The organism is Cupriavidus sp. USMAA2-4 (assembly GCF_001854305.1).
Taxonomy (GTDB): domain Bacteria; phylum Pseudomonadota; class Gammaproteobacteria; order Burkholderiales; family Burkholderiaceae; genus Cupriavidus; species Cupriavidus malaysiensis.
This window is the reverse complement of sequence record NZ_CP017748.1, coordinates 1482400-1506778: the sequence shown is the minus strand read 5'-3', so window position 1 is coordinate 1506778 and position 24379 is coordinate 1482400. Positions and strand designations below refer to the sequence as shown.

The 24379-nt window shown below is 66.0% G+C and carries 19 protein-coding genes; 9 read left to right on the top strand and 10 right to left on the bottom strand.

The window, feature by feature from the left end; genetic code table 11:
- Positions 1-146: 146 nt before the first annotated feature.
- The 5 genes from BKK79_RS06635 to BKK79_RS42285 form a co-directional block, all read right to left on the bottom strand.
- Positions 147-824: an HAD family hydrolase gene (locus BKK79_RS06635; protein ID WP_071037388.1), complete on the bottom strand. Its 678-nt coding sequence runs from the start codon at positions 822-824 to the stop codon at positions 147-149.
- Entirely contained in the window at positions 811-1773 is a 963-nt protein-coding gene (locus BKK79_RS06630) for an ATP-grasp domain-containing protein (RefSeq protein WP_071037387.1), read from the bottom strand. The genes BKK79_RS06635 and BKK79_RS06630 overlap by 14 nt, the downstream gene beginning before the upstream one ends.
- Before the next feature lie 8 nt (positions 1774-1781).
- On the bottom strand, positions 1782-2372 hold the full coding sequence (locus BKK79_RS06625; RefSeq protein WP_071037386.1) for a sugar transferase: 591 nt from the start codon (positions 2370-2372) through the stop codon (positions 1782-1784).
- A 512-nt stretch (positions 2373-2884) separates the two neighbouring features.
- Positions 2885-4894 (bottom strand): polysaccharide biosynthesis protein, encoded by a 2010-nt coding sequence (locus BKK79_RS06620; RefSeq protein WP_084084533.1) that lies wholly within the window; start codon positions 4892-4894, stop codon positions 2885-2887.
- Positions 4895-5933: 1039 nt separating this feature from the next.
- On the bottom strand, positions 5934-6530 hold the full coding sequence (locus BKK79_RS42285; RefSeq protein WP_071037385.1) for a LuxR C-terminal-related transcriptional regulator: 597 nt from the start codon (positions 6528-6530) through the stop codon (positions 5934-5936).
- A 1091-nt stretch (positions 6531-7621) separates the two neighbouring features.
- Here BKK79_RS42285 and BKK79_RS06610 point away from each other — a divergent pair.
- From BKK79_RS06610 to BKK79_RS06600, 3 genes are all read left to right on the top strand, one after another.
- Positions 7622-8464: a transcriptional regulator gene (locus tag BKK79_RS06610; RefSeq protein WP_157128396.1), complete on the top strand. Its 843-nt coding sequence runs from the start codon at positions 7622-7624 to the stop codon at positions 8462-8464.
- A 209-nt stretch (positions 8465-8673) separates the two neighbouring features.
- Entirely contained in the window at positions 8674-11313 is a 2640-nt protein-coding gene (locus BKK79_RS06605) for a bifunctional diguanylate cyclase/phosphodiesterase (protein WP_232346277.1), read from the top strand.
- 337 nt (positions 11314-11650) lie between these two features.
- The gene (locus BKK79_RS06600; protein WP_071037383.1) at positions 11651-12250 is read left to right on the top strand and encodes a PAS and helix-turn-helix domain-containing protein; all 600 of its coding nucleotides are present in this window, start codon (positions 11651-11653) and stop codon (positions 12248-12250) included.
- Positions 12251-12504: 254 nt separating this feature from the next.
- On the opposite strand, the gene BKK79_RS06595 is transcribed toward BKK79_RS06600, so the two are convergent.
- On the bottom strand, positions 12505-12924 hold the full coding sequence (locus tag BKK79_RS06595; RefSeq protein WP_071011455.1) for a hypothetical protein: 420 nt from the start codon (positions 12922-12924) through the stop codon (positions 12505-12507).
- A gap of 516 nt (positions 12925-13440) precedes the next feature.
- On the opposite strand from BKK79_RS06595, the gene BKK79_RS06590 reads away from it, so the two are divergent.
- Together BKK79_RS06590 and BKK79_RS06585 are read left to right on the top strand one after the other, a co-directional pair.
- Positions 13441-13950, top strand: a complete 510-nt coding sequence (locus tag BKK79_RS06590; RefSeq protein WP_071037382.1) for a GDP-mannose mannosyl hydrolase — start codon at positions 13441-13443, stop codon at positions 13948-13950.
- Positions 13951-14916: 966 nt separating this feature from the next.
- Positions 14917-15600 carry a hypothetical protein gene (locus tag BKK79_RS06585; protein ID WP_071011459.1) on the top strand — a complete coding sequence of 228 codons (684 nt, stop codon included), beginning with the start codon at positions 14917-14919 and terminating at the stop codon, positions 15598-15600.
- 210 nt (positions 15601-15810) lie between these two features.
- Here BKK79_RS06585 and BKK79_RS06580 read toward each other — a convergent pair whose 3' ends face one another.
- The 3 genes from BKK79_RS06580 to BKK79_RS06570 form a co-directional block, all read right to left on the bottom strand.
- A complete protein-coding gene (locus BKK79_RS06580) occupies positions 15811-16164 on the bottom strand; it encodes a MarR family transcriptional regulator (RefSeq protein ID WP_071016156.1) in 354 nt (117 codons plus the stop codon).
- A 297-nt stretch (positions 16165-16461) separates the two neighbouring features.
- Positions 16462-17265 carry a hypothetical protein gene (locus BKK79_RS06575; RefSeq protein WP_071037381.1) on the bottom strand — a complete coding sequence of 268 codons (804 nt, stop codon included), beginning with the start codon at positions 17263-17265 and terminating at the stop codon, positions 16462-16464.
- Between the two features lie 562 nt (positions 17266-17827).
- Positions 17828-18190 (bottom strand): hypothetical protein, encoded by a 363-nt coding sequence (locus BKK79_RS06570; protein ID WP_071011462.1) that lies wholly within the window; start codon positions 18188-18190, stop codon positions 17828-17830.
- A gap of 557 nt (positions 18191-18747) precedes the next feature.
- Between BKK79_RS06570 and BKK79_RS06565 the strand changes: the two genes are divergently transcribed.
- From BKK79_RS06565 to BKK79_RS06550, 4 genes are all read left to right on the top strand, one after another.
- Complete coding sequence (locus tag BKK79_RS06565; RefSeq protein ID WP_231907989.1) at positions 18748-19671, top strand: glycosyltransferase family 2 protein; 924 nt, start codon at positions 18748-18750, stop codon at positions 19669-19671.
- A gap of 62 nt (positions 19672-19733) precedes the next feature.
- Positions 19734-20942, top strand: coding sequence for a glycosyltransferase family 2 protein (locus BKK79_RS06560; RefSeq protein ID WP_071037380.1), 1209 nt, complete (start codon positions 19734-19736; stop codon positions 20940-20942).
- Entirely contained in the window at positions 20939-22234 is a 1296-nt protein-coding gene (locus BKK79_RS06555; protein ID WP_071011465.1) for a lipopolysaccharide biosynthesis protein, read from the top strand. Before BKK79_RS06560 ends, BKK79_RS06555 begins: the two co-directional genes overlap by 4 nt.
- The gene (locus tag BKK79_RS06550; protein ID WP_071037379.1) at positions 22231-23334 is read left to right on the top strand and encodes an acyltransferase family protein; all 1104 of its coding nucleotides are present in this window, start codon (positions 22231-22233) and stop codon (positions 23332-23334) included. Before BKK79_RS06555 ends, BKK79_RS06550 begins: the two co-directional genes overlap by 4 nt.
- Here BKK79_RS06550 and BKK79_RS06545 read toward each other — a convergent pair.
- Entirely contained in the window at positions 23306-24322 is a 1017-nt protein-coding gene (locus BKK79_RS06545; protein WP_071011468.1) for a capsular biosynthesis protein, read from the bottom strand. The two genes, BKK79_RS06550 and BKK79_RS06545, sit on opposite strands and share 29 nt — an antisense overlap.
- Between the last annotated feature and the right edge of the window lie 57 nt (positions 24323-24379).

Sequence of the window (24379 nt, the reverse complement as noted above, 5' to 3'; positions counted from 1 at the left end):
TTTATTACGAGACATATGCGTCGTGCTGCAGTTTTTAGTAGACCGGTTAAATGGCACGCGATTCCCGTAGAGGATGCTAAAACTGGTCTGGATTGGCAGAATGTGTGTTATCGATCGGTCGGGGATCTCGTGGTCTTTTTTTGAAATTAGGAATTCTTGTTGCTAATTTCAAAGAGATCCCGCAGTGAGTCGATCCATCGCACGGGGGCTTGTCCATCCCGTAGATTAAGATTCTGTTGCGGGTGAATATTCCTGTCGCTGCCGACAAGACATGCGGTATCCCAGCCTAGTAGGTTAGGGGCAATAAAGTCCTTACTGGGATTGTCGCCGACATATAGGTACTTTTCTGCAGGAAAATCTCGCATGATCAACCTGAAGCGCAGTGGATCCGGCTTTTCGGATCCATGCTCTTCGGAGATATAAACGGGGATATGCTCGAGTTCAAGAGCTCGCAATTTCTTGCGCTGGCTGATCGAGCGGCCGTCGGTCAATATGGCGACGGACAGAAACTCAGATTGCATGCGTAAAACGGCTTCTCTAGTTTCATGACTGAGGGCTATCTTTGGTTCATGAAGCCTGTAGATCCATAGCAGGGATTCCTTCGTGCGACTAGGCAGCCCGGCAAGGCGGCAGATACCCTCGAAAATATCGCCGCCCCCATGTTGCTTGAGCTCGAGGATATCTTCTGTCACCTCCAAACCGTAGATTTCGCGAACTTGTTGGCATACCGCTTGGATACCGGATATTTGGTAGTCTGCTTCCTTGTAGAGGGTATCGTCAAGGTCTAATACGACTACCGTATCCCTTCGCTTAGGATGCGCCATGCACGAGAACCTTTGCATCGTAGCGTAGCATCAGTAGATCAGCTTCCCAGTTATCGAAGAAGGTGATTTCTTTTTGCAAGATATATTCATCAAGGAGCCAGCCGGGGTAGTTGGCACCTGCGCTGTAGGAAAGCGGATAACCGCCGCCGAAGCGAGGATTGATCTCTAAGGCTGCAAAGCGCCCTGTTTCCTGATTTGAAAAGACTTGTACGGTGATGCAACCCCTTGCACCTTTCAACTTCTTGAGCTTGGGCAGCAGGTAGTCGTAGACGTGATTTCGACGGGTTACGCCTTTGTTGACTTCGCCTCCCCGAACCTCGATGCGTTGCCTAGGCACAAGACAAGATAGATCACCGGACTTGTTATAGTAAGCGTCTACGGTGAACTCTGTGTGTGATCGATCAATGAATTCCATGAACATCATTTTCTCATCAGAGCGCAGCGAGTCTGTGAGTTGATGTTCGTCCTGAATGAGCATTGCCCCGACGCTGTTGCTCCCATCATACGGCTTTGCAAAACAAGGATACTGAATGGTGGAGCGGTCAAAGATCTCCGGCGTGTCGATTTCCAGTTCGGAGAAGAGATCGGCAGTAAGCCTTTTGTCGCGACACTGACTAACCAGATTCTCGTCAGCGACAATAATACTAATGCCATACTCGGAGAAGGCTGCTCGGTGTTGCGCGAGCAGCAGTAATTCCGTGTCGATGGTTGGAATTACCAACGCTACCTGATTCTTCTTGCAAGTCTCCAAGAGGAAGTCGATGTAAATGGGATCCGTGACGCGAGGTGCCGAAATGGCTTCATCAACGACCCTGCAAGCGGCTGAAAGGCCGGGTTTCATATCAGTGGCAAGTATTTTTGCCGGCAATTCACGCTTCTTAATCTCGAGTGCAAATGCCTGAGCAAGCTCAACCCTTCGGCCCGCGGATAGTAGGAGCACGTTCTGCATTTTAGCCTTTATTCCTTTCCCTTAAACAGTGGCATGGTTGCTTCGCCCGGCGCACTGATTCCGTCTTTTGCGATCACTTTCTTCAAGGTCAGCAGCATGATCTTGAAATCGAGCCAAGTTGAGCGGTTGTCTACATACCATACATCTAGCTTGAACTTCTCATCCCAGCTCAAAGCGTTACGACCATTGACTTGTGCCCAGCCGGTAATTCCTGGCCGGACCTCATGGCGCCTAGCTTGCTCAGGGGTGTAGCGATCGAGATACTCCACCAGGAGCGGGCGAGGTCCAACTAGGCTCATCTCGCCCTTGATGACATTGATGAGTTCAGGGAGTTCATCCAGGCTGGTGGAGCGTAGGAAGCGTCCAAATGGCGTAAGGCGATCTGCATCCGATAAGAGGTCACCATCAGCAGTACGGGCGTCCGTCATCGTGCGGAATTTGATCATCTGGAATTGTCTGCCATGCATTCCCGGACGGATTTGCCGGAAGAATATCGGCTTACCGAGTTTGATGCGGACGAGGAGCATCAGGAGGAGCAGCGGAAGCGCCAATAAGGTGATGGCAACTAGTGCCAGTATGACGTCGATAACTCGTTTCATTTATTCTTGCGATCCGGTTGCAGGTCTGCGGGTATTGCTTGGGAAATTAAGGCGCAACAGTGTGACGGTAGGTTGCGTAAGCGCTTGATATTTGATCACAGAATGGTTGCTATTTCGTGATTGTAACGCTGGGAAAAGCGGGGTAATCCCAAAGCGCTTCCGCTAGCCGTTGTTGCTAGGTTTTACCCACAGCATCAACAGTTTGTAAAGCGTGTACTGGCCGTATACCGATAGGGGATGCCCCTGACACGCAGACTACGCGGTCATGCTTTCGCATTGCATACACGCAGTTTCAGGCATTCTGAGCTGAGACGTGGAGTGATGGATCATTTTCGGTAGCCATCCCCGAAACCCGGGAGACATGCCATGATCAGGCGCTCGACGCTTCCCTGTCAATATTCTCGACTACGCGCTCTCGTCGCCTTCTAGGCATTGGGGGGATTTTGACAGTTCGCGACGTTGAAGGAAAAAGCCGCCACACGCGTGGCGGCATCCTTGGACATGGAGGTGGATCAGGCTGCCTGGTTCGCTTCGACTGAACCGACTGTACGGCTATTGCTTGCGGGGCCTTCAAATTTGCTCAGCGCTGCAGGGCGCGGTACGAGAACATGTGTCTTGCTTCTCGTCGGCTTGTTGATCCGACCCTCAAGGGAGGAGTACGGTGCATACTCAGTCACCAGCGCCTGCACCATCGTCTGGATCTTCAGCTGATCCCGACTATCGCAAGCCGCAAACAGCGCCGCCAGCTTGTCCTGCAGCTCCGTCTCAGACAAGCGATGCTCACGCGAACACATGATCCGCTCGTGCGAGCTCGGTGTGACCTCTCCACCGATCAGCAGTTCTTCATAGAGCTTCTCGCCGGGACGAAGGCCCACCACCTTGATCTCGATGTCGCCGTGCGGGTTGTTTTCCGTCTTTTCGCGCAGCCCGGACATTTCGATCATGGTGCGTGCCAGGTCGACGATGCGCACTGGTTCGCCCATGTCCAGCACGAAGACTTCGCCGCCCTTGGCCATGGCGCCGGCCTGGATGACGAGCTGAGCGGCTTCGGGGATCAGCATGAAGTAGCGGATCACGTCCTGGTGGGTGATGGTGATCGGCCCGCCGTTCTGGATCTGCTGGCGGAACAGCGGCACCACCGAGCCGGAGGAGCCGAGCACGTTGCCGAAGCGCACCATGGAGAAGACGGTGCGGGTGTTTCGGCGCGCGGCGGCGGCCTGGAACACCAGTTCGGCGATGCGCTTGCTGGCGCCCATCACATTGGTGGGGCGAACCGCCTTGTCGGTGGAGACCAGCACGCAGGTTTCCACGCTGTAGCGGTCGGCGATCTCGGCCACGACGGCGGTGCCGAGCACGTTGTTGCGGATGCCTTCGGCCATATTGCTTTCGACCAGAGGCACGTGCTTGTAGGCGGCGGCGTGGTAGATGGTGTCGACGCAGTTGCCTTGCACGGCTGATTCCACCGCTTCGCTGTCGCACACGGAGCCGATCTTGGCGACCAGGCGCAGGTTGGGGAAGCTGTGGCGCAGTTCCTGCTCGATGGTGTACAGCGCGTACTCGGAGTGGTCGAACAGTACCAGCCTGCGCGGTCCCTGGCTGGCGATCTGGCGGCACAGTTCGCTGCCGATGGAGCCGCCGGCGCCGGTCACCATGACGGTCTTGGCGTGCGTGCACTTGGCGAACAGGCGGTGCTCGGGCGGTACCGGTTCGCGGCCGAGCAGGTCTTCGACCTTGATGTCGCGGATGGACTGGGTGGTGATGCGGCCGTCCACCAGTTCCAGCAGCGTGGGCAGCGTGCGGACCTTGATGTGCAACTCGCGCAGCGAGTCGACGATCTGGCGGCGGCGGCCGGGCGAGCTGGAGGGCAGGGCGAGCACGACTTCGTCGATGCTGCGCCGGCCGATCTGCTCGGCCAGCTTGCCGGCGAAGTGCACGGGCAGGCCGGCCACGATCTTGTTGTTGAGGCTGGGATCGTGGTCGAAGAAGCAGACCGGGGTGTAGTCGCTGCTGGCGCGCATGGCAATGGCCAGCTGGAAACCGGCTTCACCGGCGCCGAAGATGGCGATGCGCTTGGCGGCGCCGGCGTCGCGGGCGCTGGCCGGTTGCAGGCGCAGCAGCGAGCGGGCGAGCAGGCGCGAGGCCACCACGTAGGCGAAGGCGATGAACCAGTAGATCAGCAGGCCGGTGCGCGGCAGCGCTTCGCTGCTGAGCAGGAAGGACAGGCTGTAGGTGCAGAGCAGCAGCGTGCCCAGGCTGACGCCGGTTACCCACAGGACCTTGAGGTCCATGTACCGCACCACGGAACGGTAGAGGCCGCTGAGGTAGAAGACGGGCAGCGTGAGGGCGGCGATGATGAGCGGCGGCATCAGGCCGTACTGCTGGACGAGGTCGAAGCTGCCCTTGCGCAGCACGAGCGCCAGCATGAAGCACAGCGGCAGCGCTATCACATCGGCGGATACCATCAGCGCCATCTTCTGGGGCCGTGGCAGGTTGATCAGTCGCGAAATCAGCATATGTAGCATACCAGTCACTCCGCTGTGGCCTGGGAAGACGCCAGGACGCCATGCGGTTGCCGGCTGGGAACCCGGGCGGTGGTCTGGTCCGCTGTGTTACCGAGTTCAAGGTTCATTGCGAGCTCCTAAACGTCCCTGCTGCCGCTTGACCCGGCGGCAGCTGGTGGATAAAACCCCCCGTTTAAGAAAAGGGCGAGAAGTCAACTTCTTTGCCCGATCTGTCATACCGCTCTTTCTGATGGCGATAAGACAATAATGTCATTTTTATCAGATTCCGAATCATAGAGAACAGGGGTACATCACGCAATCAGGCGTTGGCGTTCCCGTACCCCACATGGGATGGGTTTCCGCTAGGTTTTGCGCTGCCGGGGCTCAGAGGATTCCGATTCGGAGGGCGGGCAAGTCGCTGCGCCTTGTCGAATTGGCGCTGTGTTGGGCGGCTTTCGCGATGGTCTGCCGGGGTTCCGGGGCGGGCGGATCGCTTGCGATGGCGTGCTGGGCAGCCTTTGCCCCGAGATGCCGCGGTTGGCAGGCTTGGGCGTGGGGGCGGGATGCGGGACGGCGGGTGTGCCCTGGTATCGCCGGCGCAGGACCGGAGTTGAGGGCCGGCGCCGGGTGCGGGCAGCCGTGCTGAGCCGGGCGAGGCCAGGCGCGCGGGCGTTGGCGGCTCGGCTGCAATAGCGAGCGACGCATATCGAGGCCTGCGCAAATGGCAAGGATTTTTTTAAAGAATTCGGGGGGGAATAGCGGGGCGGCGCATGTCGACTGCCAACGCGTGATTCGCGTCCACGTGGGGTGCCGGCTCGCCTGCTACGCGGTGTGTGCCTGCGGTGCCTGCCGTGCTTGTGGGATGTGTGTCAGATGCGTGTCAAATGTGCATCTGATGTGCATGCGATGCGCGGGGCGGCCATGGAGGCGCGGCGATCGTGTGCGGGGGCGCGAGGGATTGCGGGGGCGCGCGGCGGTCGCGGGCAGGCCGCAGGTGGTGCGGTCGGGCCGTAGTGCAGCTAGTAGCAGTGGCGCGCGCCATCGAATGGCCCGGCTGTTGCTACGGTTGGGTCTTGTCCATCCGCTGCACCAGCGAAATCACCTCGAACCGCGTCTTCACCCCGAGCCGCTTCAGGATCTCCGAGACGTATTCCTTCACCGTGTAGATGGACAGCCCCATCTGCTCGGCGATCTGCTTGTTCGGCAGGCCTTCGATGAGCCGGACCAGTACGGCCAGCTGGCGGCCGGTGAGGCCGAACTCCGGCAGCTTGCCGTCGTGCGCGGGTGTGGGCGCGGGCGGCGTTGGCGCCGGATCGTGTGCTGCCGCGCCTGGTGTGGCCCTGCTGTCTTCATTCGTCAGCAGGGCCATCAGCTGCTGCGCGTGGCGCAGTGCATCGCCGCGCTTGCGCAGGCCCAGCCGCTTCAGCGTGGCGGCGACGTGGTCCTTGGTGGTGTTGGCGGTCAGTCCGAGCTGGCGGCCGATCAGCTTGTTCGATTGCCCGGTGAGCAGCAGTGCCAGCACGGCGCGTTGGCGTGGCGTCAGCTTGGCGATGGCGGATGCGGCAGGCGCGGTAGGCGCGGCAGGTGCCGGGACGGGCGGGCTGGAACCGGTAGCTGGGTAGGAAAGGGCGTTGCCTGGCGGGTCGTTCGGATTCATCTGCCTGCGTGCGCCATTCTCGTCGGGGCCTGTCTCCGATCATTGCGGATAGGAAATGGCAGGGGGGCGGTTCCGACGGATGGCTTGTCGTTTTCGGCATGAAGCCGGCGTATATCAGGGGGCTGCGTTTCTGAGTTTATGTATTTATGTTAATACAATTATGGTCATGCTGGATGACTGGGTTGATGTGTAAATAGTGGCCTATGCTTATCTTGCTGCTTTGTTCTGGTTTTCCCGATTGAGCAGCCGACGTTTCTTACCGTTTTGCCGCGCCATATTCGGCGGAGGTATTCCGTGCCATCGGCGTGATGCGCCGGGGACGGAAACGGATGGTGTGAGCGGCAGATTGTCGCCGACCGCTGCCTTTCGGCCGGCCGGATGGGCACCGCCTCGCAGGTGTCGTTCGCCAGGGTGTCGCCGGCTGGTGTGGCGATGCCCCGCTGTGCATAGGTATTAACCCTGGATTGTAATGGGGGATTGCTGCGCTGCGCAATGACGGCCAATGCGCGTTGGCGTGGCATCCAATGCAACGCTCGCCGGGCTGCCGCACCGCTGGATGCGATTCCGGGTGCATTGCCGGGCGGGGTCGGATGACGCGGCTGAGCGGTGCTTCCGCGGTCCTGGTGCATGGCGTCTTGCCCGGTGCTTCCGGGCATTTCGCGAATGTCTTGCCCGCGCGTGGCGGCGATGTTTCCGCTGGATCGATGCGTGTTTCCCACAGGCGCTTTCCCGGATGGACAGGGCATGGATGGCGCCTGTCCGTGCGGTGGGCCGCCATTCAGGTGGGCAAATGTCTATTTATTCGGCGCTTTCCCCTATAGGAGGGGTTTTGGTTTCCCTGCCGGGGGAGGGACATTCAGCTTGCGCCATGGCGGAGTTCCATTTCAGGCACAGGTGCGGTGCAGCAATGGCGGAGCCTTCAGGCCGGTGCGGACGCGCAGTGGCGCGTACCCACCGGAAAGAAGGGCAGGCGCGAGGTACGGGGTGATGCGCGGGACATATTCAGTGCCGGTTGGGGCCCGCGCGGACAACAATAAAGCGATTGCCGCGTCGATGTTCCGCGTGCACGCAATAACAACAAGATGGAATAGATGCAAGAGACTCAACTCGCAGCCCGCGAGCGGGAGGAGTTGGACAGGGCGTTCGCGTCGTTCGTGGGCATGGAGGGTGGCAATCCGGCCGCCGCCATCTGGATCTGCGATGTGGCGCCGCTGATCGCTTCCGTCCCGCTCGAGGTTGCGTTGCGGCCGCAGCTGGAACCGGGGGCTTGGGACTTGGCGTTCCGGCGGCGCCATGCGCGTTGGCTGCCCCGCTGGCAGACGCATCTGCGCGTGGCGCGCGTGCTGGCCGCCGCGCGGGCGGCGGCCCTGCACCCGGGGCGCAGCCACGTCAGCGCGCAGGCGTATTTCGAGCACTACCTCTACCGGCCCGGTGGCTGGGACTTCAAGCTGAACCTGTTCCCGCTGCCGGAGCGGCCGGACCCGGTGCAGTCGTGGAGCAAGACCTTCCGCGACCAGCCCTGGCTGCGCGTGAAGTCCGACTATGCGCGCCTGTGCCGGCTGGGCGGGCGTTTCCGCTTCATTGCCTCGCTGCGGGAGCAGTACCGGCCGCGCCTGGTGCTGTGCCTGGGGCAGCGGCATGCGCGCGACTATCTGCGCGCCTTCGGTTTCGAGGGCAGCGAGCGCGCCGAGGCCTGGCTGCAGCCGGCCGACACGATGCGGCGCCTGGATGTGTACGAGCACGGGCAGACGGCCCTGGTCTTGAGCCCGCCGTTCGGCGGACCGCAGGGCTTGAGTTCCGATGTCCTGCTCGATGCGCTGGGCACCTTCCTGGCCAGGTGGCTGCGGCCGGAGGACTTTCCGGCGCTGGCGGGCGCGGACGGCAGCGGGGCGGGACGGTTGCCGGCCGGGCCGACGGGGCCGGTTGGAACGTAGGTCGCCGGTCGCCGAGGGGCCGGGCACCGCGGTTGCCACGGCCCCCCGGACAGCGCGGGTGCGGCATGGCGCATGGCCTTTGCAGCACCGCGCGTGTTGTGCGCACGCTCGCCGGTGACGGCAACGCTTGTTCGCGGCGCCGACCTCGGCTAGCCTCTTTGCAGAGCCATCCTCCTTCCTTCCTTTCATTTCACCGCTGCGAACCTGACTTGACGCGATACCGTCCGATCTTTCTTAGCGGTGCGGCGCTGCAGTCCCTGCGCCGGCGCTTCCCGCCATTGAACGTGGCGGCGGCGGCGTGGCTGGCCGTCACCTGGGCGTTCGCGACCTTCCAGCTCGATGCAGAACGTGAGCGCCTGCTTCAGAGCGCGGCCATACGTACCAGCGCGGAGGCGCGGGCCTTCGGCGTCTACTCGAATTCCAGCATCCTGCGCCTGTCCGAATTCCTGCTCGACCTGCGCGCCAGCTGGGCGGCCGGCCCCGGCGTATTTGTCCAGGTGGTGCGCGAACGGCAGAACCTGGTAAGCGACTTGTCCTTCCAGGTGTCGGTGATCGACCGGCAGGGGCTGCTGCTTTATTCATCCATGGCGCCGGTCACCGACCGGGTGGACCTGAGCGACCGCGAGCACTTCCGCGTGCATCGGGACGCCGGCGGGCGTGACGAACTGCATATCAGCGACCCGGTGAAGGGCAAGGTGTCGGGCAAGTGGTCGATCCAGTTCACCCGGCCGATCTTGCGCGACGGCGCCTTCGACGGTGTCATCGTGGTCTCGGTCAGCCCCGAGCAGTTCGCCGGCTTCGCGCAGACCTTGAGCATCCGCCAGGACGAGGTGGCTGCCATCATCAAGAATTCGGGCCAGGTGCTGGCCCGGGCGCCGGCCATCGAGGGCAGCTACTCCCGGCCGGTGCGGGGCCGGCCGTTCTCTGCCAGCGATGCGCCGCTGGCGGGCAACTACCGGGCCGTATCCGGGTCGGAGGGCGTGGAACGGATCTTCGGCTACTACCGTGCGCCCGAGTTCGGCCTGAACTTTGTCGTGGGCCAGTCCATCGAGGGGGTGCTGGCACCCTACCGCGTCTATCGCCGCGTGGCGCTGGCGGGCGCGGTGGCCTCGACGCTGCTGCTGGCCCTGCTGTACTGGAGCCTGCGCCGCTCCATGGCGGAGCGCCGGCGCCACCTCGAGGAGATGCGGCTGGCGTCGCTGGTCTACGCCTCGAGCAGCGAGGCCATGGTGGTGACCGCGCTCGACGGCTCCATCGTCGACGTCAATCCCGCCTTTGCCTCGGCCACCGGCTATGCCGCCGCCGAGGTCAAGGGCCAGCCCGGCCGCATCCTGGCCGGCGCCGGCAACGATGCCGGCATGCTGGAGCGCCTGCGCGAGACGGTCGCGGCGCGCGGGCGCTGGAGCGGCGAGGTGGCGATCCGCCGCAAGGATGGCAGCGAGTTTCCGGCCTACCTGGCCATCGACACCTTCCTGGCCCATGCCGAGGGCGAGCGCCGCCGCGTGGCCCTGATCCATGACATGACCGACAAGCGCCATGCCGAGGAGGTGATCCGGCACCAGGCGAACTTCGATGCGCTGACCGACCTGCCGAACCGCCGGCTGTTCTTCGAGCGGCTCGAGCAGGAGATCCGCCAGGCGCGCCAGGCACGCGAGGCGCTTGCGCTGCTGTTCATCGACCTGGACCGCTTCAAGGAGGTGAACGATACCCTCGGGCACGACCACGGCGACCTGCTGCTGCAGGAGGCCGCGCGCCGCATCACGCAGGCGGTGCGGGCGAGTGACACGGTGGCGCGCCTCGGCGGCGACGAGTTCACCGTGATCCTGCCCAACGTGAGCGATCCGGCCGTGGTCGATCGCATTGCCCAGGCGATCCTGGAGCGCATTGCCGCGCCCTATCCGCTGGCGGGCGAACTGGTGATGGTCTCGGCCAGCATCGGCGTGGCCACCTATCCGCGCGATGGCGAGAGCGCCGAGACCCTGGTGGTGCGCGCCGACCAGGCCATGTTCGCCGCCAAGGCCGAGGGCCGCAACCGCTGGAAGGTCTTTACGCGCGCGCTGCTGCAGGCGGAGAAGGAGCGCCTGCGCGTGACCGGCGATCTGCGCGTGGCGCTGGCGGAGAAGCAGTTCCTGCTGCACTACCAGCCCGTCGTCGACCTGCGCACCGGCAGGGTCTGCAAGGCCGAGGCGCTGATCCGCTGGAACCATCCGCTGCGCGGGCCGATCGAGCCGGCCGATTTCATCCCCGTGGCCGAGGAGACCGGGCTCATCATCGAGATCGGCCAATGGGTGCTGGGGCAGGCGCTGGACCAGCTGCCGCGCTGGCAGGCGCTGCTGGGGCGCGGCTTCCAGATCTCGGTGAACAAGTCGCCGGTGGAGTTCCTCGCGCCGCCCGGCGCGCCCGATACCTGGTCCGACATGATCGCGCAGCGGCAGGTGCCGGTCGGCGGCCTCGTCATCGAGATCACCGAGGGTTCGCTGATGTCCCAGGATGCCGATGTCATGGACCAGCTCTCGCGCTTCCAGGCGGCGGGCATCGAGATCGCCCTCGATGATTTCGGTACCGGCTACTCCTCGCTGTCCTACCTGCGCCGGCTCGACATCGACTACATCAAGATCGACAAGTCATTCGTGCGCGCGCTGACGCGCGGGCCGGACGACGTGGCGCTGTGCCGCGCCATCATCGGCATGGCGCACGCCCTGCGCATCCGCGTGATCGCTGAGGGTATCGAGACCGTGCAGCAGCGCGACATCCTGCTGGCGGCGGGCTGCGACTACGGGCAGGGCAACTACTTCTGCCCGCCGGTCGAGGTGGGCACCTTCGAGGCCTTCGCCGCTGCGCTGACCTGATGGCCTGACCTGATGGTCTGATTCGACCGCCTGCTTCGATCGCCTGATGGGATGGTCCGGGCTCGCTTGGTCTGACCCGGTCCGACTTGGCCTGACCTGCCGCGGACCTTTCGCGCCGGCCCGGCCATGGGGTGGGCATCTATTGCCATACCCCCGACATCCCCTGCGAAAATTCTCACTCTACCCTCCTGCCGGAGGGTTCGGAAGCGTTGCGACGCAGCATCGGTTCCGCACAGAATGTGCGCAACAAGAGAGGCGTTACCCGGGCCGGAAGGCCGTGATGTCTTGGCCGTATGCTTGCGCGCGACTTTGACCACGACACGACCACGACACGACCATGAGCCTGCTTGAGTGCCGCAGCAGCATCATCCCGGACCTGGCGGATCTTCTGCCCGATGCCGTCTTCCTGGTGGAAGAGACCGGCCGCATCGCGTACGTCAGCGCCGCCAGCAGGACGGTGCTTGGTTATGAGCCGGCGGAACTGGTTGGCCAGCGCGTGATCGACCTGGTGGTGGCGCGCGACCGCGACAAGACGCGCCGCGAGGCCGGCGAGGTGATGGCGGGCAAGCTGCGCGTGGGCTTCGAGAACTGCTATGCGCACAAGCGCGGCGGCGATGTCCATCTGTCATGGTCGGCCCGCTGGCTGGAGGCGGACCGCCTGCGCTTGGGCGTGGCGCGCGATATCAGCGCGCTGCGGCGCGCCGGGCCGCTGGAGCGGCTCGGGCGGTTGGCCGAGGGCAAGCCCTTGGCGCCGCGCGAGCGGGAGATCCTGGCCTTGCTGCTCACGGAGGCCACCGAGAAGCAGATCGCCGACCAGCTCGGCCTGGCGTTCTCGACCACGCATTCGTATATCACCGCCATCTTCCGCAAGTTCGGTGTGCGGGGACGCGCGGGGCTGATGAGTCTGTGGCTGCAGCAGGACGCGGCCGTATCGTAGCGGCCGCAGTGTGCGCAGTGTGCGCAGTGTCAGCCGTGTGCGCAGTGTCCGTGGTGCCAGGCTTGCCGGCGGGCGCCGCCGTGCCGCCGTGGCGCATGCAGAGGAGGGAGGCCGCGCCGCGGCGTTCCCGTCAACGAAACAACCGCAGCCAGATCAGGGAGGGGAGATTGGAAAGCATTGTGCCGTCTCGACTGGCGACGTGGTTGGCGGGCGCTCCGCAGCGCTCGCGTTGCCGGCGGCTTCCCGGCCATCGCCTAGAACGAGGTGGTGAGGCGGCTGAGCTGCGCTTCGATACCCATGAACAGGTGGCCCAGCACGCGCCAGGCCAGTTCCTTGTCCTGCGCATCGTCGCGGCCGAAGGCCCATTGGAAACTGCCGTCCGAGTCGATCGTCATGGCGCCGTGCTGGTTGAGGTAGACCGTGAGCACGACCGCCTTCTGCAGGTCGCCTTCGCCCAGCTTGCGCAGCCACGAGAACGTGACGATGGAGACGAAGCGGCTGTTGACGAAGCCGTAGGACGTGTCGATCAGCACCGTGCCGTACACCGTCTGCAGCGCGAAGCAGCGGAAGCTGTCCGCTTCGAAGTCCTGCCCGGGCTGCGCCACGGCAGCCAGTTCGGGGTCGGCGAGCGCTTTCTCGAGGAAGTCCTTGAACTGCTCGGCGTATTGATTCAACAGGACAGCCGTCCTGGCATTCGCGTGCGCCGCTTGTCGGCTGTCCAACCGGTAAGGAACCATCTTCCGTTCTCAAGGCAATGTGTGACAGGGCTGCATTCTCGTGTCGAGCTGCACAAGACACATCCCCACCTTGGTGTGAATTGGAACCGCCGGGTGGCATCGCGGGCCTGGCCGGCCATCGTGCCCGAACCGCGCGCGGCTGTCGCCCCTCTGATTAGTGGGGTGTGGGTGGACCCCGCCTACGCTATGCTCGGTCGCCGGCTGCGGTCGGCGACCGCGGCGGCCCTGCGCCATTCTGGTGCGGCGTGGCGGGCGGGCTCGGCACGCCTGGCGTGGCGTTGGGGGAGCCCCCATTTGGGGGCTGCGCAATGTGCGAGCCGTGGCAACAATGCCAGCAATGTCATAAATTCAAGACAGGATCGGCGCGCCGTGCCGGGGATACGTGGGGCATGCGCGGGGCGGCCGCGCGTAGGTTGCCAAGGCGAAAGGTGCCAAGCGAAGGTATCGGATGTCATGAACAAGAACAAGAACGAACCGTGGCTCGCGGCCGAGGTGTTCCGCCAGGCCGTGGCGGCCCTGCCGCTGGTTTCCATCGACCTGCTGGTCGAGGACCATCTGGGCCGCTTCCTGCTGGGCCGCCGCAGCAATCCGCCGGCCCAGGGCAGCTGGTTCGTGCCGGGCGGACGCATCCGCAAGGGCGAGCGCAGGCTGGAGGCGCTGCGGCGCCTGCTGCAGGAGGAACTGGGCCTGGCACCGGACGCGGTGCCGGCGCAGGAGCTGGAATTCCGCGGCGTCTACGAGCACTTCTACGACACGAACTTTGCCGGCGAGGCCGGTAATCCGACGCATTACGTGGTGCTGGCCTATGCCTTGCGCTGGCCGGGCGGGGATGCCGCGCTGCCGCTGGCGCAGCATGGCGCCTATCGCTGGCTGACCGCTGAGCAGGTGCTGGCGGATGACGGTGTGCATGCGTATGTGAAGGCGTATTTCGCGGAGCCGGGCACGTCGGGCCAGCCGGGTTGATTGGTCGAGCAGGTCGATCAGCTCGCTGAGGTCGATCAGGTCAGCTGGGTTTGTCAGCTTGGTCGGGCCGGTCGCCGTGCCGGGTAGTCCAAGCGGGCTATGGTGCCTGCGGAGCACTTGCGCAATCATGCAGGGGCTCGCGGCCATGCCGCCCGACGATGACAGGCGCCGATCCCGGCGGCGGCAAGGCCGCGCGCCGGGATGAAAGGACAAGGAGGAGGGAGGGGCGGCAAGCGCGAGTGCGAGGGAGTACCCGCGCGAGGGAGAGCCGGCGATGACCGGCGCGCCAGGTGGAGACAACAAGCAGCAACAAGCAGGAAGGTGGAAGGAAAAGCCCGGCAGCATGTCGACCGCGTCAGAACACAGCCTGGACAAAGGCGGGACAGAGTCGAAATGAAGTCAGGGGGAGCGAAAGTCAAGCTCGGGACCAGCGGTCCGACGCAGCAGCGCGGGGCTGGTGTCCTGATTCTTGAATTCGTTGAAGCACTCAGTCTGTCGAGAAGACCTGCGAGGCTGGGAACGAAGCGCAGCAAGGCTGGAGCCTTGCGAGCGCATCGTGACGATGCATCGCATGGCCCGATCGACGGACTCGGGGCGGATTGTGTCAACGGATTCGGGATTCAGGACACCAGGTAAAGCTGCTGTAGAAGAGGCCGCGGTCCACAAGAAGTTGGGAACTGCATAAAAGAGAAAAGAGGCTACGGGACGCTGGCCGACAGCGCTCGAATGAGGGTCATGCAAAGGTTGGGTCGCATGCAGCAAAATCAATTTCCGGTGTTTAGCCGTGCGGAGCTAGACAGCGCATTTGCATCATTCACGGGGATGGAAGGTGGTAACCCAGAGGCTGCCCTATGGGTGTGCGATGGCGCGCCTCTGTCCACCGGTATGCCATTGGCGGATACCTTCCAGTCGCGCCTGACAGCGCCGGCGTGGGACGCGGAATTCCGACAGCGTCACGCGCGGACGATGTCGCGCTGGCAGACGCATTACCGTATCGCGCGCGTCATGGCGGCGGCACGGGCGTCGACGTTGCCACCGGGGCGCAGCCCGATCGACGCGCAGGAGTATTTCGCGCGCCATCTTTATGCGCCGCATGGCTGGGATTTCAAGCTGAATCTCTATCCCTTGCCGGATCGGCCGGACGCCGCGCAGCCCTGGACCAGGACCTTCGGCGAGCAGCCGGAGTTGCGTTCCAAGGCGGCATACGTGCGCCTGTGCCGCGAGGGCGGACGTTTCCGCTTCCTGGGCGCGCTGCGCCGCAAGTACCAGCCGCGCGTGCTGCTCTGCCTGGGTGAGCGCTACCAGCGCGATTACCTGCGCGCCTTCGGCTTCTGGGGCATCCTGCCGCAGGAGGCCATCCTGCAGCCGGCCGACAGGCCGTGGCGATTGCAGGTCTACCAGCACGAGGGGACGGCACTGGTGCTGACGCCGTCCTTCGGCGGCGCCAATGGCTTGAGTTCCGATGTGCTGCTCGACGCGCTGGGCACCATGCTGTCGCAGTGGATGCGTGCGGAGGACTTCCCGGCCTGCCGGGGCGTGACCCTGGACGCCGCTGCCGCCTCCGGCACCACGGCGCTCGATCGGCTGGTGGTCAGGACCGCATCGCACGGCCACAGCGCGGCGCGCGCCCTTCCGCTGGCCGTGGCCTGAGCCGGCGCGGCGCCGCCGGGCGCCGCCGGATGCAGGGGTGGGGCGCGGACGGTGTGCGGGCTCGAGCGAGTTCGCACACCGTCCGCGCCTGCCTGGCATTGCTCCGTCGGGGTGGGCGGCCTCTTCTGTGGCCTATTCTGTGGCCCCTTCAGTGGCTTCTTCGGCAGTGGCTGCCTTGGCAGCCGCGTTCCCCGCTCGGGGCGCCGGCGCCTACGGCGTGCCGGTGCCGGCCGCCGCGACCAGGCAATCGGACAGCTTGTCGAAATAGCGCAGCGCGTCCTGTGTCAGCTCGACCTGCTTGCGTCGCGCATCTTCCGTATCGCTCAGGGTCACCCAGCCTTTGTGCCGCATCGACTTCAGCCGTGTATGCACGGTGGCCGGCGAGCCCAGTCCCGCCGTGGCCATGATGTCGCGCACGGACAGGCGCGTGCGCTGCTGCTGCGCGCGCGCGACCTGCGAGAGGATGCGTTCCTCCAGCGGATCCAGCGCCGGCAGCGAGGGCAGGCTGCGCAGCGTGTCGGCGAGCTGGAGGAAGCGGAGGTAGATGTCTGCTGGTCGGGTCAAGATGTCGTCGTCCTTATCGGCCACCGACACGGCAATCCGCTGCGTGCGCTCGGCCTGCATCCGGGCTGCATTGCCTGCATGCAGGAAGGTGGCTGACCAGTCGACTTGCGCGGGCGGGCCGCATTCTACGTCATCGTGCGTAAGGTTCAGAGGCGTGCTGCTGATGCGCTGATGCGCTGATGCGCTGATGCGCCCGCGCGAGGGCATCGCCTCGGGCGGCTTCGTCAGCGTGCCGGCGCCGCGCGGTCGCCTGTTGTGACGCCGGGCATGTCGCCTCGACTGGCGGCCAGGCAGGACTCAGGCCGCCTTGAGCAGCAGCGCATAGTCGTCTAACGGCTGGAGGGCCGGTTCGGTGGACAGGTCCAGGTCCGTTGCGTCGAGCGAACGTGCCAGGTAGCGGCCCAGGGCTTCGAGCAGGACGTTCGAGCTCAGGCCGCTGACGCCGGCCAGCGGCGGCGCCAGCACCAGCGTGGTGCCTTCATGGCGGTACACGCGCAGCGATCGGGCCTGGTCGGCCGGCTGGATGACCGCATCTTCACCGCTGACGCCGTGGAAGCCGAACGCCTGCAGGAACAGCTCCGGCACGCGCGAGCCGGTGCAGACCACCAGCTTGGGGCGCATCCGCCGGCGCAGGGCCGCGATGAAGCGGAAGCGGGCGCCTTGGCTGCACAGGTCCCGGTAGCGCTGGCGCGGCGAGAGCGGGACGCACTGCTGGTAGGCGTCCCACAGTGCCTTGTGGTTGCCGCGGGCCGGCAGCGGGAACAGGCTGAGGCAGAATGCGTTGCCTTGCTCGGCGTAGAGATCGCGGAAAAAATAGTCGACGGGATCGATGGCGCCGGTGGGAAGCTCGCGCACCACCTCGGTGGCCGCCGCCAGGATGCGCGCGATTTTCTGGTGGTTCTGCCATTGCGGCAGCCGCTCGCGGTTCTCCCTGAGGAAGGCCGCATTCCATGCCTGCGGATGCTGCGGCGCGCGGTACGGCGGCACGAAAGCCGGCGGCAGGTTGTGGGGGGATTCCTCGCAGAACCAGACCGCGGCTGCGGTGTTGCCGGTCATGCCAACGAATGAGGCGAAATACGCCTCCAGATCTTCCTTCGTCACACCATTCTCCTTGGCCTTCCTGCCCGCATCGCCTTGGGGCTGGCACCTGGCCTTTTTGTTCTTCCCGATGTCGCCTCCATCGCATCGTGTCCACGGACCGCGCATGGATGGAGTGCATGCTTAAATTTCGATAAATCTGTTATAAAAATTATAACACTCAAGTTGGCAGATTATGGCGTGTGGATGCCAGCTCCCGCAGCATCGTAGGGGCAGGTGGAAGGATCGAGGGCAATCCTGCCAAGCGGTTGGCGCTGTCGCACCGCCGGCGGGCAGGGCGCGTTACGCAGGCGAGCCTGGGGGCTGGTGCCGTGCCGGGCGGGACGGGAAGCAGGACGTCCGCGTCCGCGTAGTCCGTGCCTTGACCGCACGGCGCACGTCAGGGCCGGTGCGGGGCTGGCGCGCGATGCACCGCGCAATCAGGGCGGCGCAACAAGAGCGGAGCAACAAGCCGAGCAACAAGCCGAGCAACAAGCCGAGCAACAAGCCGCGCCGTACGCGGCGCAGGATCGTGGCGCAGGACTCCGCTTGCGCGGATCAAGGTCCGAGGATCAAGGACCAGGGATCAAGAGCGGCAGCGCGCCTGCACCGTATGCTCGAGTTCCTCGCGTTCCTGCCGGCTGGCTGCGTCGGTGAGCGACCGGCCGTCCGGCATCACCAGCGAATGGCCCGTGCCATGCGGCGCGGCGGCGCTGCCGTGGGCCAGCCGGGCGCGCAGGCTTTCGCAGGTGGCATCGGAGAGGGGAGGCGGCTCGCGCAGCGCTGCAGGCGAGGTCTCCGGCGCGCTCGGCGGGTGCGGGGCGTAGCCCGCGCCGCCGCGTACGATGGCCTCGGCGATCGCGCCATCGATGGCGTGCGCGGAGTCGTCCGCGTACGCCAGTCCGGCTGCCATGCACAACATGCCCAGGATTACCGGTGCGTGCTTCATCTGGCCCTCCACAGAGTCGGGTCCGCCATGGCGACGGACGGGCGGCGCTTGCCGCGCGGCACAGTGAATCGAGTGTAGTGCATCGGTGCCGCGCGCGGAAATGCCGCGAAGTAGGGGGGGGGGGCGAGGGCGGAAGGCGCGTGTGCTGGCTGGCGGTGCGCCGGCCGCGCGGCCGTGGCGGCACTCGCCGGCCGGCCCGGCACGGCCCTCAAGTCTGTTCCGGTTTTGCCGTTAGACATAGTGCGCGGCCTGGCGGCTGCGCGTGCTTGGACACTTTCCTTGTGCCCGCAGTGATGCGGGCACTGTTTTTTTGTGCGCCGCTTCCGTACAGCGGTATCGCGGCGCCGCCGTGTCTCCGGGCCGCCCGCTGGCACGAGGCGCCTCCTGGCAGTGGCGCATTTCCCATCCCCTGGGGCGAGGCCTGGTATGCGCTGCCGGCGCAGGCGCCATGCTACATTACGCGGATTCGACGCACGGGGCGGATGGTTCCACGCGGGAGACCGCAGGAAGCGGGCTCGGGGAACACGGGCGCGGGGCACAGTTATGGAGGGCTTGCGATGATGGACCGGCCACGGTTGAGCGTGTGCATCGCTACCTATCGGCGCGCTGCCTTGCTCGATGCCCTGCTCGGGGATCTGGCCGCCCAGACGCATGCGCCGCAGCAGATCGTGGTGGTGGACAACGATCCGCTCGGCAGCGCCGCCGACGTGGTGGCGGCCTGGCAGCGCCGCTGGCCCGAAGTTGCCTGGGTCTATCAGATCCAGCCCCAGAAGAATATCTCCCTCACGCGCAATTGCGCCGTCGCCCTGGCCGATGGCGCCTGGCTTGCCTTCATCGACGACGATGAACGTGCCCCGCCGCGCTGGCTCGAGGCGCTGGAGGCGGCGCGCGACCAGTACCAGGCCGACGGCATCCTGGCGCCGGTGGTGCCCGAGCTGCCGCCGCACGCGCCGGCCTGGGTGCGGCGCGGCAAGCTCTACGACGATCCGCATATGGCGAGCGGCACCATCGTGCCGCACAACGTGATGCGCATCGGCAATGCGCTGCTGGCGGCCGCCTGGCTGAAGCGGATCGACCCGGTCTTCGACCCGGCGTTCGGCCTGACCGGCGGGGAAGATGGCGATATGCTGATGCGCCTGGTCAATGGTGGCGCACGCATCGTCTGGTCGGAGGAGGCGGCGGTGACCGAACCGGTGGCCGACGCGCGCATGCAGGTGGATTGGATCCTGAAGCGCGCCATGCGCGGCGGCCAGGATTTCGCCCGGCACTTCCGCGCCGGCAAGCTGGGCGGCCGGCCGGGTGCCTTGCGCAGCCTGCTGTTCTATGCCCGCGCCGGCGCGCAGGCCGCCCTCTCCGCGGGTTTGGCCTTGCTCACGCTGCCCTTCGGCCGCCATCATGCTGTCTACTGGCTCGCGCGCTGCAGCGCCAACGTGGGCAAGCTGTCGGTGCTGGGCGGTTGGCACTATCGTGAGTATGCGTAGCGGTGTATGCGTGCGCATGTGCGTAGCCCGTCGGTGCCCGACTCCCTTTTGAACCGTTCCCCATGACGCTGACGCTCCTGGTCCCGCTGTTGCTCCATGCCCTGCTCGCATGCCTTGCCCTGCCGGTGACGCTGGCGACGGTCTACCTGGGCACGCTGACCCTGCTGTCGGCCCGGCTCGCGCGCCCGCAGCCGCGCCGGCGCAGCCTGCGCTTCGATGTCCTGGTGCCCGCGCATGACGAGGCGGCCGTGATCGAGCGCACGGTACGCAGCCTGGTCGCGCTGGATTGGCCGCGCGAAGGCTTCCGCGTGATGGTGATCGCCGACAACTGCACCGACACCACCGCGCAGCTGGCCCGCGATGCCGGCGCGTGGGTGATCGAGCGCAGCGATGACGTGCGGCGCGGCAAGGGTTATGCGCTGGAGTTCGGTATTGCGCGCAGCGCCGCGGATGGCGTGGCGGATGCGGTGGTGGTGGTCGATGCCGACACCGTGGTGACGCCCAATCTGCTGGCGGCCTGCGCGGCGCGCATCGAGGCCGGGGCCGAAGCGCTGCAGGTACGTTATGGCGTGCTCAATCCCGACGATTCGGTCCGCACGCGCCTGATCACGATTGCCTACGCCGCCTTCCACGATGTCCGCTCGCGCGCGCGCGAGCGCCTGCGCGCCTCCTGCGGCTTGCGCGGCAACGGCATGTGCCTGACGCACGCGCTGCTGCGCCGGCATCCGTTCCAGGTGTATTCGCTGGTCGAGGATCTCGAGTACGGGATCCTGCTGGGCCTGGCGGGCGTGCGCGTGGGCTATGTGGACGAGGCCAGCGCGGATGCGGAGCTGATCAGCGGCGGCCGTGCCGCGACGACCCAGCGCCAGCGCTGGGAGGGCGGCCGCCTGGCCGTGGTCCGTGCCTATACCGGACGCCTGCTCGCCGATGCCTTGCGCCGCCGCAGCTGGATCTCCCTTGAACTGGCCTTCGACCTGCTGACCCTGCCGCTCGGCTATATCGGCCTGCAGATCGTGCTGCTGCTGGGCGCCAGCGTGGCCGTCCAGCTCTGGCTGCCGGGTGCCGGCTTCTATCGCTGGAGCGTGCTGGCCGTCGCGCTGCTGGCCGTGCTGACGCTGCATGTGCTGCGCGGCTGGCAGTTGTCGGGCCTGGGCGCGCGTGCGCTGTGGGACCTGCTGCGCGCGCCGGCCTTCATTCTCTGGAAGCTGTGGGCGCTGCTCAGGCATCGCGGCAATGCCCGCTGGATCAAGACCGACCGGGAGTCCCGATGAGCACCGCGCGTTTGCCGGCGCTGCCGCTGGCCAAGCTGTTCGGCAGTTCGGTGGTCGACCAGGCGCTGCTGTCGGCGGCCAACTTCGCCGCGGGGCTGAGCCTGATCCGCTATGCGTCCGAGGTGCAGTACGGCTACTACATCCTCGCCTTCAACACGATGATGCTGCTGACGACGCTGCAGGGCACCTTCATCGGTACGCCGCTGGTGATCCGGCTGCCGGGGCTGTCGGAGGTTGAGCGGCGCCAATGGCTGGGCAGCTTGTGGCGCGACCAGCGCCGCCTGGGTATCGCCGCCGGCCTGCTGGCGCTGCTGGTGGCGGGCGGGCTGTGGGCCTGGGGCCGGCTCGAACAGCCGATCCTGCTGTTCGTGGCGATCCCCTTCGTGCTGGCGGCGCTGTACCGCGAGTATTTCCGCGGCGTGCTGATGATGTACCACCGGCCGCACGCCGTGCTGCTGGCCGATACCTGCTATGTGGCGGTGCTGCTGGCGGGATGCTGGCTGGCCATCCACTCGCCGTTCGCGGCCGCCATCGTGCTGGTGGCGTCGACGGTCGGCGCTATCCTGAGCGGGCGTGGCCTGGGTGCCCATCTCGGCGACGAGATCGATTGGTCGAGCCGCGGCGGGCGCCTGTACGAGATCGCGCGCGTCGGTTTCTGGGCCGCGTCGGGCGGTGTCATCTACTGGTGCTTCAACCAGGGCTACAACATGGTGGCCGCGGCGACGCTGGACCTGGCCGCGGTGGCCGCGCTGGGCGCCTCGCGCCTGATCATGATGCCGGTCAACCTGCTGTCCGCCGGGGTGCAGCGCCAGCTCACGCCGCTGGCTTCTTCCTGGCTGTACGAGCACGGCGCGCGCCGGACCCTGCGCCGCCTGCTGGCATTCTCCGCCGGCATCGGGGCGCTGACGGTTGTCTATGCCGGCCTGGCCTGGCTGATGCGCGACTGGATCTTCCTGAGCCTGATGCACAAGGACTTCCCCCAGCGCGACATGCTGCTGCTGCTGTGGAGCGTGCTGTTCCTGCTGATGGTGATGCGCGAGCCGCCCACGCTGGTGGTGGTGCTGCGCCAGCGCTTCCGGCTGCTGACCATGACCACGCTGGTCTGCGCGGTCCTGTCCCTGGCGTGCAGCTATCTCGGCATGCTGCGGCTGGGCCCGATGGGCGCGGTGATCGGCATCCTGGTGGGTGAGGTCGGTTGTTGCGTGGCGGTCGGCGTGCTCGCCTGGCGCGAGGTGCGTGCCGATGCGCGTGCCAACGCAGGTGCCGACGTGCGCGAAGGAGGCGGACGATGAGTGCGGCAGCCGGGACGGCGGCGGGCGTGGCGGCCAAGGAGGCCGCGCGCGCGGACAAGGCCATGGTGTCGATCCAGTACCTGCGCGCGATCGCCGCGCTGATGGTGGTGCTGCTGCACCTGGGCGTGCAATGGCAGCGCCTGGGTTACCAGGGCGCGTGGCCGGGATGGCTTGCCGGCGGCGTGGACGTGTTCTTCGTGATCAGCGGCTTCATCATGTGGACCACGACGGCGGCCCGGCCGACCACTCCCACCGATTTCTACGTGCGCCGCATCGTCAGGATCGTGCCGCTCTACTGGCTGCTGACGGTCTTGACCGTGACCATCATGCTGGTTGCCCCGCAGGCGGTCCAGAACTCGCGCTACGACGGCTGGCATACGGTGGCCTCGTTCCTGTTCCTGCCTTCGGTGAGTGCCGGCACCGGCCAGATCGAACCCGTGGTGATTCCGGGCTGGACCTTGAACTACGAGATGTTCTTCTACCTGCTGTTCGGCCTGACCCTGCGCTGGCGCGAGGGCTGGCGCCTGGCGGCCAGCGCGCTGGCACTGGGCGCGCCGGTGCTGTGGCAGGCCTGGACCGGGAAGGCCGGCGGCATCTGGTTGTTCTACACCTCGGATATCGTGCTGGAGTTCGTGCTTGGCATGGCGCTCGGCTGTGCCTACGCGCACGGCCGCCTGAATCCCGGACGTGCCGCCGGCTGGTGCCTGCTCGCGGGCGGCGGTGTGGCGCTGGCGGTGTGCGGTGGTCTCGGCATGTCGCGCCTGCTCACCATGGGGCTGCCGGCCGCCGCCATCCTGGCCGGCGCGCTGGCGCTGGAGCGCGCGCGCGCCGTGCCGCAGTGGCCGTGGCTGCAGCGGCTCGGCGATGCGTCCTACTCGCTCTACCTGCTGCATCCCATGGTGCTGTCGGCCACGGTGCAGCTCTGGCGCCGCGGTGGCTGGGTGAACGGGCTCGGCGCGCAGCTGGCCTATTCGGCCCTGGCGCTGGCGGCGGTGATCGTGGCCGCGCTGATCTGCTACCGGGGGCTCGAGCAGCCGCTCACGCGGATCTTGAGCCGGCGCCTGCGGCCCGTCACGCGAACCCGCCCAGCCGGTCCTTGAGCAGGCGCAGCAGGCGCTTGTGGCGGCGCGTGCGCAGGCGTTCGGAAGACCAGTCGACCAGGCTGTCGTGCACATCGTAGTGGCCACGCTGCTCGGCGGGCACGTGGCCGCTCTCGACCGCCTCGACCAGGCGGGGCAGTCCGCCATAGAAGTTGGGGCCGCGATACGGCGGGTGCAGTGACCAGAGTCCCGGTGCCGCTCCCAGCATGTCGACGCGGTACAGGCCGCGCTCGCGCAGGATCCTGCCGAGCAGGCGTTCCGCCTCGATGACGTCCGGCGGGTTGCCCAGCAGGATGGACTTGAGGCGGCTCCGCGCGTTCGGCCGGTACAGCGGCAGCGTGCCCACGCGCTCGCGCAGGCGCGCCATGTCCATCATGAAGATCCGGGTGCTGACGAACTGGAAGCGATAGGCCGCGTTGCCCGCGACCTGTTCGCGCCGGGGCGGGGTGTCGCCATGGCCGAAGATGGCGAAGTCGGGGCGGGGCGGGCCGGGAAACGGGCCGGTGAGCAGCACGTCGGGATCCGCTTCCATGCAGCGGATCGCATCGTCCATCCAGGTCCGGCTGCCGCCGCCGAACAGCATGTCGCCGTCGAAGTGGGCGACATAGCGCGCCTCGGCATGGTGCAGGCCGTAGAAGTAGGCATAGAACGGGCCGCCGTCCCAGGCCTTGGCGGGCATGTCGTCCTGGCCGAAGAAGGCGCGCGCCACCTCGCGCCGCGCCTCGGGGCTGTAGTCGACCTCGATCACGTCCACCTGCCGGCCCGCCCCGCGCAGGCTCAGCGCGAGTTCGCGCAGGGCGCGCAGGTTCTCGTCATAGCGATTGCCACGGTAGCGGCCCGAGCGGCTGCGGTAGGTGTCGATCGTGACCACGACACGCTCGACCATCGGCGCCCAGACGCGGATCTGGTGCGCGAGCAGGTGCGCGGCATGCGGATAGTCCAGCGGGTAGGTGCTGATCTGGGCGGCGGTCCGGTAGCGGTAGGTCATGCTGGGTTCCCCGGGGTCTCTTTGGCGTTCGGGTGCGTGGGCGCTGCGGCGGCGTGG